The 13,152-nt window shown below is 62.6% G+C and carries 13 protein-coding genes and 1 tRNA gene; 2 read left to right on the forward strand and 12 right to left on the reverse strand.

The window, feature by feature from the left end; all coding sequences use genetic code 11:
* Positions 1 to 7: 7 nt before the first annotated feature.
* The gene (locus tag QTH90_RS06270) at positions 8 to 694 is read right to left on the reverse strand and encodes a BRO-N domain-containing protein (RefSeq protein ID WP_286663640.1); all 687 of its coding nucleotides are present in this window, start codon (positions 692 to 694) and stop codon (positions 8 to 10) included.
* Positions 695 to 2,370: 1,676 nt separating this feature from the next.
* Here QTH90_RS06270 and QTH90_RS06275 point away from each other — a divergent pair.
* Entirely contained in the window at positions 2,371 to 2,757 is a 387-nt protein-coding gene (locus tag QTH90_RS06275) for a hypothetical protein (RefSeq protein WP_286663641.1), read from the forward strand.
* A 64-nt stretch (positions 2,758 to 2,821) separates the two neighbouring features.
* On the opposite strand, the gene QTH90_RS06280 is transcribed toward QTH90_RS06275, so the two are convergent.
* From QTH90_RS06280 to QTH90_RS06290, 3 genes are all read right to left on the reverse strand, one after another.
* Positions 2,822 to 3,403 (reverse strand): recombinase family protein, encoded by a 582-nt coding sequence (locus QTH90_RS06280; protein ID WP_286663642.1) that lies wholly within the window; start codon positions 3,401 to 3,403, stop codon positions 2,822 to 2,824.
* Positions 3,404 to 4,013: 610 nt separating this feature from the next.
* Positions 4,014 to 4,928: a DsbA family protein gene (locus tag QTH90_RS06285; protein ID WP_286663643.1), complete on the reverse strand. Its 915-nt coding sequence runs from the start codon at positions 4,926 to 4,928 to the stop codon at positions 4,014 to 4,016.
* Positions 4,925 to 5,257, reverse strand: coding sequence for a hypothetical protein (locus tag QTH90_RS06290; RefSeq protein ID WP_286663644.1), 333 nt, complete (start codon positions 5,255 to 5,257; stop codon positions 4,925 to 4,927). Before QTH90_RS06290 ends, QTH90_RS06285 begins: the two co-directional genes overlap by 4 nt.
* Before the next feature lie 871 nt (positions 5,258 to 6,128).
* Here QTH90_RS06290 and QTH90_RS06295 point away from each other — a divergent pair.
* Entirely contained in the window at positions 6,129 to 6,551 is a 423-nt protein-coding gene (locus QTH90_RS06295; RefSeq protein ID WP_286663645.1) for a DUF2513 domain-containing protein, read from the forward strand.
* 6 nt (positions 6,552 to 6,557) lie between these two features.
* Here QTH90_RS06295 and QTH90_RS06300 read toward each other — a convergent pair whose 3' ends face one another.
* From QTH90_RS06300 to hscB, 8 genes are all read right to left on the reverse strand, one after another.
* The gene (locus QTH90_RS06300) at positions 6,558 to 7,202 is read right to left on the reverse strand and encodes a DUF4145 domain-containing protein (RefSeq protein WP_286663646.1); all 645 of its coding nucleotides are present in this window, start codon (positions 7,200 to 7,202) and stop codon (positions 6,558 to 6,560) included.
* A gap of 155 nt (positions 7,203 to 7,357) precedes the next feature.
* The gene (locus tag QTH90_RS06305; protein WP_286663647.1) at positions 7,358 to 7,708 is read right to left on the reverse strand and encodes a hypothetical protein; all 351 of its coding nucleotides are present in this window, start codon (positions 7,706 to 7,708) and stop codon (positions 7,358 to 7,360) included.
* 99 nt (positions 7,709 to 7,807) lie between these two features.
* Positions 7,808 to 9,472 (reverse strand): site-specific integrase, encoded by a 1,665-nt coding sequence (locus QTH90_RS06310; RefSeq protein WP_286663648.1) that lies wholly within the window; start codon positions 9,470 to 9,472, stop codon positions 7,808 to 7,810.
* A 47-nt stretch (positions 9,473 to 9,519) separates the two neighbouring features.
* Positions 9,520 to 9,594: transfer RNA gene (locus tag QTH90_RS06315), tRNA-Val, on the reverse strand.
* A 67-nt stretch (positions 9,595 to 9,661) separates the two neighbouring features.
* The gene (gene dnaQ, locus QTH90_RS06320; protein WP_286663649.1) at positions 9,662 to 10,381 is read right to left on the reverse strand and encodes a DNA polymerase III subunit epsilon; all 720 of its coding nucleotides are present in this window, start codon (positions 10,379 to 10,381) and stop codon (positions 9,662 to 9,664) included.
* The gene (gene fdx, locus QTH90_RS06325) at positions 10,381 to 10,719 is read right to left on the reverse strand and encodes an ISC system 2Fe-2S type ferredoxin (protein ID WP_286568456.1); all 339 of its coding nucleotides are present in this window, start codon (positions 10,717 to 10,719) and stop codon (positions 10,381 to 10,383) included. Before fdx ends, dnaQ begins: the two co-directional genes overlap by 1 nt.
* Positions 10,720 to 10,726: 7 nt before the next feature.
* Entirely contained in the window at positions 10,727 to 12,583 is a 1,857-nt protein-coding gene (gene hscA, locus QTH90_RS06330) for a Fe-S protein assembly chaperone HscA (RefSeq protein ID WP_286663650.1), read from the reverse strand.
* A gap of 4 nt (positions 12,584 to 12,587) precedes the next feature.
* A complete protein-coding gene (hscB, locus tag QTH90_RS06335; RefSeq protein ID WP_286664475.1) occupies positions 12,588 to 13,106 on the reverse strand; it encodes a Fe-S protein assembly co-chaperone HscB in 519 nt (172 codons plus the stop codon).
* Between the last annotated feature and the right edge of the window lie 46 nt (positions 13,107 to 13,152).

The raw sequence follows: 13,152 nt of genomic DNA on the forward strand, positions 1-13,152 counted from the left end.
CAGCGCTTCATGCGCGGCGCCCTTTGCCGCGTGGCTTCGCCGGGCCTCTATAGCGAGCCTTCGACCTCTCGACCGTCAGGCGCTTCTGTACCTCGGTTTCGATCAGCGCCTTGTGGCGCTCGATACGTGCGACGGCCATGGGGTCCTGGTAGACGGTCGCCATGACCGTATCGACAGTCGAAGCGCGGACCTTCTCGACCAGCGCGGGATCAAGGTGGAGCTTGGCCGCCTCCAGGTTCACGGTGTTCGCGATGATCTCGCGGTCGCGTGGTCGACCGATGCTCTTGAAGCAATGCTGCGTCTTGAACTCGACTACGCGGTCGACGTGCTCCAGTTGGCGTCGCACTGTCTCGAGCGCCAGCCGGGCGCCCTCGGACGCTCCATAGCCCCCGGTCTTGCGGATGGAGGGAACGACTTCCTTTGTGATCCAACGGCGAAAGCGAGCAGCGGCCTCCATGCGCGACCCGAAGATCAAGGCATACATCCCTGGCTCGTTAATGAAGATCGGCGCGATCCCTGGCAAACCGAGCGAAACGCTCTGTTTGTCTTCGCTCTCAACATGCTCGCGGATGGCCTCTGCGGTGTTCACATAGCCAAGGGCGCTGGCGGTGTCCGCAGCGTGGAACCATGGTTCCCCGTCGATCAGGATGGATCGGATGTTGTGGGCATCGAAGCTGAATGGAATGACGTTCATTGGATTTCCTTGGGGCGTGCGAAAGCGAGCCGGGTCCCGAGGGAGACCGGCGGTTGCGGAGGACTTACAAAAAAACTCAGGGCCGAAATGGGCCCGGAGGAAATCACGGAGGCGACGAAGCTGCGACCAGGGCAGAGAACGCGTTGTTGAGGACTGGCAGTCGTCGATAGCGACCCCGGGGCGCCGTGGAGCGCACAGCGGCCCTCTGGCATGGGATGCAGTTGCCGCGAAGCACGTCACTGGCTTTGATACCGGCGCGGTAGAAGAAGGCAGTGGTGGCGGGGAACGTCTTCCCGCACTTGGTGCAGCAGCGCGTTGCCCCGACCACGTAAGGGGTAGTCGAGAGGGTCATGAGATTGGGCTTACAAAAAACGACGGGACCGCATGGGTCCCGGGGTGTTGGCGGCGGTAGAGCCGTCATCTTGTGTGGGTGAGATCGGACGAATAGCGCTTGGCGTCTGGGTCGTCACTCTGTGTGGGCGCACCTTAGGGAACCACGAGCTTGGAGCCGTCACCTTGTGTGGGTGCTATCCAGCGAACGCGGTTCTCCTTAGAGCGGTCACCTTGTAGGGGTGAGATCCCGTGGAGCGCATCCAGCACGTTCGCGGCTTCGCGGCCGGTGGCGTCTGGGCACAGATGGGCGACCTACTCGACGTCCCGCTCCCTCTCGGCTTTGTGTATCGCTCTCAGGGCCCCCAGGTTCGCTGCAGCCTGCTCGGGGGTCATACGGGCCCCGACGGGCCCAGCGACCGCGCCAGCGGTCTCTCTGCGGTCTCCACGGCCCTCCGCCTTCATGACCTTCCAGACCTCGGCCATGGTCATGCCCTTCCAGCGACCATAGCGCAGCTTTGGGGGCGTGTACGTGGGGCTATGCCTGTGGATCCACTTGAGCAGCGCTTTGCGCTCTGCGCGATCCCTGGCGTCCTGCTTGCGCTTCTCCGCTGCCGCTTCGACGGCGACTCGCGACTCGGGCGACCATCCCGCCATGGACTGTAAGCGGGCCTTGTTCTCCGCGTACCTTGCACGACGACGGGCGTTGTGGGCCTCGCGATTCTGGGCGACCCATGCACGCAAGTAAGCGGGCTCGCAGACTAGACAATTCATCGACCATGCTCCGCGACCCGACCAAAGGTAGCGGTCAGTCTTGCGTCGGAACTGATCGGTGGGTAGCTGCTGCAGGCACAGGCTGCACTGCAGGCGGGCTGGCATCCTAAAGGACGCAGGGACCATTTGGGTCATGGGGTTCTCCGGGGCCCGTGGGGCTGGGTGTTGAGTGAAGGGGCTGTGGGGTCCTGGGGGACCTTGGGGCAGCGCATCTGAGGGCTGGGGGCAAAGCGCGAGGAACGCGGGGCCGCAGGGGCAGCTGAGTGCAGCCAAGAGCGCTGGCTCACCCTCGAGGTGCGACCATCAAGAGAGCGGCGGTGATGTGTAGCTGGGGCGAGCTAGGGGCGCGGTGACCCCTGGGAGTCTGTGAGATCCATCGGGGTGACCTAGCAATACCTCCACCAAGATCCTCATCTGTGGTCGGTAGTAGGTCGTTCTCCGGGACCCCGAGGGCCGGCGGCAACCCTGTGGTCCGGCTGCAGGGAGTCCGCCAGAAAGCCCCCTCAGCTACGCAGAAAGCTCGGCTTCGCCATTGCCCCATGAGATGCCTATAGACACGCGTGGGAGCCCGCATGGATGCTAGTGATTTTGCTATCAATACCATAGCAAATGCACTTTTCGCTCGGCGGTCTTGCTCACACAATCGCGATCTGGACTTGGCAGATGAGTCTGCCTACATTGCGAGGATGGCCCTGAACCCCGCCGTCATTTCGCATCTGGACGCAATGCGCATCGGACTGTCTGCATGTAGCCTGCCTGATGACCAGCGAGTCCTTGCTGTCGAATTGCTAGACCGGTTGAAATCTTTGCACGACCAAGGTCGGCTGACTAATTCAATCGCCTTCCTGGCCATCGAGTCACTCGTCGGTATTCCTGAGATTGCGGAGCAGGTCACTTCCCTCAGTAACGAGCTTCTGAAACACCCTATCGACCGCGACGACCCACCGAAGTCGGACTAGAGTCCTAGAAACGCAAAGGCCCGCCGAGGCGAACCAGGGCGGGCCAGCGGACCGGTGGGGTTGATCAGACGGAGGCGCAGTACCGCTTGACCGTGGCGACCGAGATACCGAACTCGGCAGCGGCTTGCGCTTGTGAAGCCCCATGCTGATTGCGCCACGCAACGACCGCAGCAGCGTCCGCAGACGGACGACGACCAAGCGACGTCTTACCGTGCTGGGTCTTGCCCGTGGCAGCTAGCGAGGCCCGGGCAGCAGCGCGACCAGCTGCAGTGCGCTCGTTGATCTTCTGGCGCTCCATGTCGGCGACCTGGGCCAGGACCGCCACGATGATCTCGCCGACGCCCTTGGCGATCACCCCGAGCCCCTTGACGTCCAGCGACACCCCACGGGCCAGCAGGTCCCTTACGGTCGCTTGTACGTCCAGCGCATCGCGCCCCAGACGGTCCAGCGCGTAGACGTGGATCGTGTCGCCTTCACGCACGAACGACAGCAGCGCCGCGAAGCCCGGGCGCTGAGCCGCAGGGACCCCACCAGACACGCCGACGTCAGAGAACTCCTTGGAGAACTTGACGGACCCAAGGGCCGTCCGCTGCGCCTCGATGGATTGATCGTTGGTCGACACGCGGTAGTAGGCAAGATGCGACATGGTGCGATGGGTGGTGTTGAAAGATAGGGGTCCATTATGAGCCATGCACAAGATACCGTCAACACATTTTGAGCCAAGCTAGCTCACAGGGCGGACAGGTGGCTCAGAAGGGACAACTTGCGAGACCTACGCCACGAGTCCATCTTTGCAATCCAAAGGGCTCCCGCCCCACGACCACAAGTCCATCGTTGCCCCCCTAGGTCCCGCCAGAACCGCTACGGAGTTAGGACCAACTGGGCGGGCTCGGCGCCCCCTCGCGCCCACTCGCGTCCTCTGGGCTGTCCTGGGAGACCTTGGCGGGCCCGTGCGACCCTGGGTTGACCTGGACAGCCCTGAGGCCGCTGGGGGCGCCACGGCCCTCCGCACAGGTCCACCCACCCCCTACGGGGGCGGCTGGCCCTGCGCGGCGACGAGGAGGGGTGAGGAATTTTTCTGACTCCGAATGGGCCCGAGGGATCCCGGGGACCCCGGGCACGCGTGGGGCTCTGTTGCGAACTGGAGGAAACCAAGCAGCCACTGCCACCACGGCGCCGACGACCATCACAAGCCGTGAGGAGTTAACCGGGAAGACCACCCCGGCGCCGCGACAAGCGCCCGTACTTATCGACGTTCAGTTGGGAAGAAATTCGAAACGAGGAGTGCCAGTTCTGGTCGCTGCTCGCAGCGTCTGCCCATCGCGATAGACCATCAAACATTCTTTCGTCCCCCTCCCGCGCCGATCCAAGCAGAGTTCGCCACTATCCTTTATTTCCCATTCGCCGTTAAAGGGGGTCGACTTACCGCGATTCACAGAGGAATACTTCCCCTCCGAATGAAAGTCGTTGTCGATAATCGCATTGTCAGCAAGCCAGATCCACGATACCTGCTTTCCGACGATCAAGGCCCTTAGCGCACCTTGGTCAAGGTAGCTACGCGCAACCACCGGAGCGAGAGAGATCGTGGGTTTGCTCGGTGAGGCTCGTTCCTTTTCAATGGCGTCGCGAAGGACCGCGTAGCTCGGATTGAAGTACGATTTCCCCCCAACAATAAAGGTTGGGGTGCCGGCCACGCGAAATGCACGCTGCGCCGTTCGCAGCACCTCCGCAGTCCACTCTCTATAGGCTCCCGCGTCCTCGCACTGGTCTATTGGTTTTAGCCCAAGCTCAGCGGGTGCATTGGACATCGCGTAAGAGCGTCCTCGAGCAAACCCGTTGCGGAGTTGCCAATCGAGCGCCTTTTGCGTGCCGGCTCGGCTGCACATAAGTATGGTCGTGAACTCCAGATCCTCTCGATCTAGGGGAGTAACTAGGACACCAAGACGCAGCATTCCAGTCTGAATGTATTCCTTCTCAAGCGAAGGCATGATCGTATTCTTGAAGGCATTGATGGAGTCTCCGCAGGCGGGCGATACGTAGGCGAGGACCTTGATCGGTGCTTGGGCCGATCCGAAAACTGCTAGTGGCGGAATTAATTCGGCTTTAATTTGCCAGCTCGCGGCGAGCAGAGTCGCCGCCAGTGTGGTTCGAATGAGCGCCGACGAAATCACTTCCCGGCCTCTTGAACTATGCAGCCACAAAATGCACCGACAGCCGCGCCCACAGAGGCCCCCAGTCCGGTACCTATCGCTGGAATGGCGCTGCCGGCCAGTCCGAAGACGACCGAACCAGCGATTGCGCCGTAGGCTTCGGCTTTGAACTTGTCGACATCGACACCGTTTGGTTGCCCATTAACAACGGCTTGAAGGTCGACAAAATTGACGTTGCAACTGCAGGTGGCGGAGGAGCTCAGAATGCCGACCAAAACAAGAGCTACTCCACGGCGCGATAGGTTCGGTACCCAGCGACTTGCGCGCGCCATTCCAACAATGCGTGTCATTTATTACACCTTTGTCAAGTTTGCCGAAAGTCTAAGAACTGTTCCCCGCCTCAACATTGTCAAGATCGAGGATGACAGGAGAGATGATTTGCTGTATTGCATGCTGAGATTTAAGTTGGTCGACCGGCCCTGGGACCCGTCCGCCCCGGGGCCAGCCAGGGGAGCGGGCCGGTCTATCTGCAGTCGTGGTTGTGCGTCATTGCGCGGGGCCGGCGGACGGAAGCGCAGAGCCGTCTTCGGCCGGCCGGATGAACGTCGCGAGACCCGTGGGCCAAGTGACCCAAGGGGCCCATCGCGTTCGCGCACGACCCCGAAGAAGTGCAGCAACCGGTCGGCCCGCATGCCCGGTTCGTAGTTGCTGCACATAGGCCAGATGATGTCTACGTCACGGCCTCCGCATGGCACGCGTTCCAGAAGCAATGCAAAGACTTCCCCCGATGCCGGGCCTCCTGACGCGCCCCAGGTGCGCCACGTCGACGACGGCCTGCAGCTTCTCCGGTTGACCCCTAGCGGCCTCAGGGAGTCCCTGGGACCCCCGGGCGACGTTTTGGGCCGGGATCCGAGCCAAGATGCCGTTGGATTCGATGGGCGACCGTGTCGATGGTGCTGGGGAATCTGGCTGCCACAGAGGCCGGAGCCACTCCGAAGCTGCGCGAGTCGCCGGGAGCATCCTGAGGGATTCGTCGGCCCACAGGTCGCTCGCGACGTCCTCTAGGACCTCAGGATCCACCGTCCGCCACCGCCGTTGCAGTTGGTGGGCGCAGGCTGCGATCCATTCCGAGCGGCCCATGCGATTACTGTACGCCCATCCAGTATCATTGTCACGTCCAGAATTGGGGCCAGCCGGCTCCGCTCGACGAAGGAACGCTCGATGAAACTCGACTGGGATATCGTTCGTGACGTCATGACTGAAATCGAAGACATGACGGCCACAGAGAGAAACGCGGCTCAATTCCGAGCGCGATTCGACGACGACGGCGCCGACGCCACAAGGGCACGGCATGTCCTGCTGCTGCGCGATGCCGGGTTGGTCAGCGGCGTCCCCTATCAGGACTTCGAGAATGCCGGCCTGATGAATCCAGAACTGACTTGGGAAGGCCACCAGCTTCTCGCAACCATCAGGTCCAAGGATGTCTGGGAGCGCGTCAAGAGCATCGCTAAGACCAAGGGGCTGGCGCTATCCTTTGACTTGGTGAAGATCGGCGGGAAGCTGGCGCTCGAGCACGTTCTCAAAGGCATCACGGGCGACGATGCGGGCAATCAGCAGTCCCGGAATCAGGCAATGGCGGGGTAGGTTCTCCTACTTTCCGGCGTCTCGCTTTTCTATCGCAACCTTTGCGTCATTGGGCAGGGCGTTGTACATCTCTTGGATGCGCGAAGGAAGTGATATCTGGTACTCAACGATCACGTTGATGAGCGGAAATAGTTGCTGCGCGATCTGAATGTCATTCGAGTCGAGGTGCCCCGGGTGAACCGCGTTGTTTCCGACGACGCGCACAACATCCAAAGCCTGTTGAATCTGCACGGGCAGGCCTTTCGCTACAAGCGCTGCGATGTCCTCGTTTATGTTCCTGCCGGGCCGCCCCAGGTTTATCATCAGCTTTTGAATCGCCAGTCGCAGAAGCGCGGCCGCACCGCGAGGCGATGTGTTGCAGATACGGGCGGCCTCCTCATAGTCGGCCCGCACGTCTGGCGGCATGTCCGCGTTTGGATGAGGTGCGGTGGGTTGGGCTGGATAGACATACTCCTCCACGACCCAGAGGCAGTTTTTTCCGCAGTGCTCGCACACACTTATCTTGAGCGCGCCACCGGCAAGACTCTGCTCTGTGAAGTGCCCGTTGGTCGGCTTGTTGAGGTCGTAGCCCCATTTGTAGTGGCGTGTGAGCACGCCGCAGTGCGGGCACGTGAATGACTTCTGGTCGAATGCTGGGGCTATGAAGGCCATAGAGTAGCTATGCTCGGGATCTAATTGCGCTGGAGCTTACTGGCTTTTTGGGCTCGGCTACTTTGAGCCGTTGCTCCGGCCCGATTTCTACGGATGAAGAACACCCCCGGGGGCTCTAGGACCGCCGGGGGTTCTCGGGTCGACGCGGTGGCCGACTACTGGATCGGTCGCTTAGAAGCCATGACCCGATAGGCCCTCATCGCGGCGAACCTCGCGGCCTTGATGGCCTCCGGGAACTCGACACCATGAGCAATCGAAGACGAGTCGCTCGCCATGACGGCTGCATCGCCCGGGATGCCCGCGCCAGTCAGGATTGAGACCACCACCCCGGGCTCCCCGGCGGCTCCGTCGGGCAGCGTCTCGATGCCTAGTGCGGCCCAGTGCTGTCCGTCATCGGTGACGCCGTATTGGGTCGTAATGGGTCTGTGGGTCCGCTGGACCAAGTCGCGGCGCAGGGTCTCGATCTGGTTGCGTTGAGTGGCCGTGAACGTGCTGGCGGCGGTCATGGTGGGGTGTCTTTGGAGTTGATGAAGACCCGAACTGTAGGGAGACTTGGGCGACTTGTCGTACTCCGAATCACGCTCTGTTGTTCACGCCTCAGCGGCTCACTTCACTGGGCTTGGGTAGGTCCGAGGCAGCGTAAGCCCTGGGTAGTCGATCTTCGCGATGGCGTGGGCCAGCGATGACGTCGAGTGGTGCGTGTAGGTCGCGCCGACTGAGTCGTCAGCATGGCCTAACAACGCGTCGATCTGGCGTTCGTTCACGCCCGCCTCTACCAGCCGCGACCGACCCAGATGACGGAACGCGTGGAAGGTCGCATAGGCCCGCGTTACCTTGGCGTTGTTCAGGGTCACGCGGAACTCTTCAGTAAAGACTCCGCCAGGGCTGCGGCGCCCTCCCCTGTGCAAGGTCGGGAACAGTTTTGCTTGCCCCGCAATCCGCTGGGCCTCAACGTACTCCAGGAACCCAAGACGCACCAGTTCCGGATGGACGGGGACGACACGGATTGCGTTCTCCGTCTTGACCGTGGACCCCTCGGCTTCGTCGTGAATCCGAATGACCGTCACGCCGTCCACCAGTTGAACGTCTGCGGTCTCCAACTGCGCAAGCTCGCCCACGCGAGCGGACGTGTACAGACCAAGGACGGGCATCCAGTACGCGGCGGCCCCAGCGCTCTTGGCGCCCTCGGGGATCTTGTAGCCCGTGAAGGTGGCCGAGTCGAACAGCGACGTCAGTTCCTCACGCGTGAAAGGTGTGCGCTTCTTCGAGCCTTCGACGGGGAACTTGAGACCGCGCCACGGATTGGCGGCAATGGCGCCGTATTCAGGGCCAGCGTTCAGCAGCGCAGTGATGGATCGGTAGACATTCAGCCCTGTCTTTTGCGAGAACCCACGGGCCGTAGAGTCCCTCAACCAGTCACGAAATGCAGCGCCATGAGCAAACGCGAGACCCTGGAGCTGGTGCGGGACCCCACAGGCCTCCAGCAGATCCAAGGCCCGCTCCGTGTCCTTCACGGCTCGGTCGGTGGGCGTGGTCTTCTGCTTCCAGAGGGGCAGCAGGTCGCGGATGGTTCGGTACTTCGGGGTCGCGGGGGTCGACGACATAGCTAGGGACGCTGGCGCATCGGGCGTCACCACGACCTCACCGTCCGATCTCTTGGCCACATCAACGTACGCAGAGACCAGCACCTGAGTGAGGCGTACCAGAGCAGCCTGCTGGCCTGTCCAGTCGATCTGCAGACCCAGACTGTGAGCATGAGCGTCAGCGGCACGCTGACCAAGGGACGTACTCCCCTGTGCCAAGGTCAAGCCCATCCCCTTGGCGAGCGCTCGCTGCAACGTCAGGGGGTCGACTCCGTCAGCTTGGGCGGCAATGCTCCACCCTGCGTCTGGTTCCGGTAAACCAAAGCGCCTCGCGTCGTCTCGAGCCAGGACGTGATGGCGAATTCGTTCGGCAAGGAGCGAGACAAGTTCAGCCGTAGGCTTGATCTTCGTCGGCGTCTTGGGCTGAAGGTCTCGACTGAGCCTTAGGAACTCAGCTTTTGCGTCGGCCCATACCTGCAACGCCAACGCCTCGGCGGTTGGCTTGTGGGCGGTCCCAAGTGACTTCCGATACCAGACCGTACGACCGACGGTCGGCACAAGTTCTTTGGGGGTAACGATGCGCAGTGTCCAAGATCCGGCCCGCATGTAGAGGCCCGCGACATTTCTAGTTCCCACGTTTTTCTCCGGCAGTTGATGGACTGCAGGTGACACATGAGACTGACGCATGATCCTTGGCGCTCCCCTCTGAGGGTGCCGTTTCACTGGAGAATTTGTGGTGGGCGGTGGAGGCTTCGAACCTCCGACCCCAGCAGTGTGAATGCTGTGCTCTACCCCTGAGCTAACCGCCCGTGGCGCATATGCAGGGTGACATGCGCCTTTTGGATTTCTTCGCGCCGTGTGGTGCGAAGCCTGCGATTATGCCACAGCTTTTTCAGCAGTTTGCCGAAAAAGCGTCCGGCCGCCGCTGGATTTGTCGAGTTGCATCAGCACTTCCTCGTGTGCCGTGAGCTCGTGCTCGGTGGCAACGAGCACCGGCAACTCGAAGGTACGGAGATCCACGGCGATGACGATGCCTTGCGTCGGCTCGTTCGTCGCCACATCGATCAGCAGCGCATCCTGTCCGCGCGTGAGATTGATGTAGACATCGGCCAGCAGCTGCGCGTCGAGCTTCGCGCCGTGAAAGGTGCGGTTCGAGCGATCCACCCCGAAGCGGTCGCACAGCGCATCGAGCGAGTTCCGCTTGCCGGGGTACACCGTCTTCGCCATGGCGAGCGTGTCGGTCACCTCACCAACAAAACTCTTCAACGGCGGCAGGCCGGCAAGCTCCAGCTCCTTGTTGAGGAAGCCGACGTCGAAGGCCGCGTTGTGAATGATCAGCTCGGCGTCGCGCAAGTACTCGACGATGTCGTTGCCGAGCGTCGCGAACTTGGGTTTGTCGCGCAGGAAATCGGTCGTCAGACCGTGCACCTTGAGCGCGTCCTCATGGCTTTCGCGCTCGGGGTTGAAATAGATGTGCAGGTCGTTGCCTGTGAGCTTGCGGTTGAACAGCTCCACGCATCCCAGTTCGATGACGCGGTCGCCGTTCTCCGCCGAGAGGCCAGTGGTTTCGGTGTCGAGAACGATCTGCCGGGTCATCAGTGGTTTTCTTTCGCGTGATTGATCGAGTACTTGGGGATCTCGACGGTCAAGTCCGTCTGCGCCAGGATCGCCTGGCAGCTCAGGCGCGATTGCGGCTCGAGGCCCCATGCACGGTCCAGCAGATCTTCCTCGCCCTCTTCCGCCTCATTGAGCGAGCTGAGGCCCTGGCGCACGATGACATGGCAGGTCGTGCAGGCGCAACTCATCTCGCACGCGTGCTCGATGTTGATGTGGTTCTCGAGCATGGCCTCGCAGATCGAGGTGCCGGCAGGCGCGCTGATCTCTGCGCCTTGCGGACAGTACTCTGGGTGAGGAAGGATCTTGATCGTGGGCATGAGGGTTCTATAGGGATTCGATCTGGCGGCCGGCGAGCGCACGTGCAATGCCAGCGTTCATGCGTTGGGCAGCAAAGGCTTCCGTGCCGTCGGCCAGCGTCTTGGTGGCGGCTTCGACCACCGCGGCGTCGCTGGCGGAGCGCGCACTGCGCAGCGCTTCCATCAACGCATCGATCGTGCCGCGCTCTTCAGGCGTCAAGAGCGAGCCATCGGCATCGAGCGCGCTTTGCGTGGCCAGCAACATGCGATCGGCGTCCACGCGCGCCTCGACCAGCGCGCGCGCCTGCATGTCTTGCTGGGCGGTCGAAAAGCTCTCCTGCAGCATGGTGGCAATCTGGTCGTCGGAAAGGCCGTAGGACGGCTTGACCGTGACATTCGCCTCCACGCCGCTGCCCTGCTCCTTGGCGCTCACGCTCAGGAGGCCATCGGCATCGACGGTGAACGTGACGCGGATCCGCGCGGCGCCGGCGGCCATCGGTGGAATGCCGCGCAGTTCGAATCGCGCGAGACTGCGGCAGTCTGAAACGAGGTCACGCTCGCCCTGCACCACATGCAGGGCGAGGGCCGTCTGGCCGTCCTTGTAGGTCGTGAAATCCTGGGCCATGGCCGTCGGGATGGTCTGGTTGCGCGGCACGATGCGCTCGACCAAGCCCCCCATCGTCTCGATACCGAGCGACAGCGGAATCACGTCGAGCAGCAGCAGGTCGTCGGCGCCACCGTTGCCGGCCAGCTGATTGGCCTGAATCGCGGCACCGAGCGCGACGACTTCATCGGGGTTGAGGTTGACCAGCGGATCGCGTCCGAAGAAATCGCCGACCGCTCGCCGAATCTGCGGCATGCGCGTGGCGCCGCCGACCAGAACGATGCCCTGCAGTTCCGCGGACTGGAGCCGTGCGTCGCGCAGTGCCTTGCGGACCGCTGCGATCGTGCGCGCCGTGAGGCTTGCCGTGGCGGCATCGAACTGCTCGCGCCGGACCTCGAAACGAAGCTCTCCCGCCGCCAGCCCGGCGACAAACGCGGTCGACTCGGCCGAAGACAGCGCCTCCTTGGCGGCCCGCGCCGCCACGAGCAGAGCCGCTCTGTCAGCATCGCCTTGCGCCTTGTGGCCAGTCTGGGAAAGAACAAACTCGGCCAGCGCGTGGTCGTAGTCGTCGCCGCCGAGCGCGGAGTCGCCGCCCGTGGCGATCACCTCGAAGACACCCTGGGTCAGCCGCAGGATCGAGATGTCGAAAGTGCCACCGCCAAGGTCGTAGACGGCATAGACGCCTTCGCTTGCGTTGTCCAACCCGTAGGCGATGGCAGCCGCCGTCGGCTCGCTGATCAGCCGCAGCACGTTGAGGCCGGCGAGCTGCGCGGCATCCTTGGTGGCCTGGCGCTGGCCCTCGTCAAAATAGGCGGGCACTGTGATGACAGCACCGTAAAGCTCGTCGTCGAAGGTGTCTTCGGCGCGGTAGCGCAACGTTGCGAGGATCTCGGCACTGACTTCGATCGGCGACTTTTCGCCCGCCACGGTCTGCACCTTGACCTCGCCGTCATCGCCCGTCAGGTGATAGGCCATCGCGTCGCGATTCGCGATGTCCCGGATGCCCCGCCCCATGAGGCGCTTGACGGAGGTGATCACATTGGCGGGATCGGCGGCACGCGCTGCCAGCGCGTCGAACCCGATCTGGCGCCGCTCCTTGTCGAGATAGCGCACCGCTGAAGGCAGCACCACTCGGCCTTCTGCATCGGGAAGGCATTCCGCGACGCCATTGCGCACCGCCGCCACCAGCGAGTGGGTCGTGCCGAGGTCGATGCCGACGGCGATGCGGCGCTGGTGCGGATCGGGCGCTTGGCCGGGTTCTGAAATCTGAAGCAATGCCATGGCTCTATTGTCCCCACTGATCGGCCTTGGCCTCGATATCTTCGGCAAAGCGCTCTATGAACATGAGGGCTCTCACCTGGCGCGCGGCTGCGGGGAAGTCGCCTTTTTCGTCGATGAGCCAATCCAGCGATGACAGCGCCCGCGCCCGGCCGGCTTCCACCTCGGCTCGCAGCTTCTCGAGTGCATCGATGTCGCCCGCCTCGTCCAGCTCTTCCCGCCATGCCATTTGCTGCATCAGGAAGTCCGACGGCATCGCCGTATTGTTCTCCGCATTGATGGGGGCGCCGTTCAACTCGCACAGGTACGTGGCGCGCTTGATCGGGTTCTTGAGTCGTTGATAGGCCTCGTTGATACGCACCGACCACTGCATGGCGACTCGCTGAGCCGCAGCGCCTTGGGCGGCAATGCGATCGGGGTGCGCCTCGCGCTGCAGTTCCTTCCAGCGGGCGTCCAGGGCGGCGCGGTCCTGCGCGAATGTCGCCGGCACGGCGAAAAGTTCGAAATCGGTGTCGTTCAGATTCATGGCGTTAAAAAGCCGCCAGCACATGACATGGTGGCGGCTCGGGCGC

Origin of the sequence: Variovorax flavidus, assembly GCF_030317145.1 — a bacterium.
Classification (GTDB): domain Bacteria; phylum Pseudomonadota; class Gammaproteobacteria; order Burkholderiales; family Burkholderiaceae_C; genus Variovorax; species Variovorax flavidus.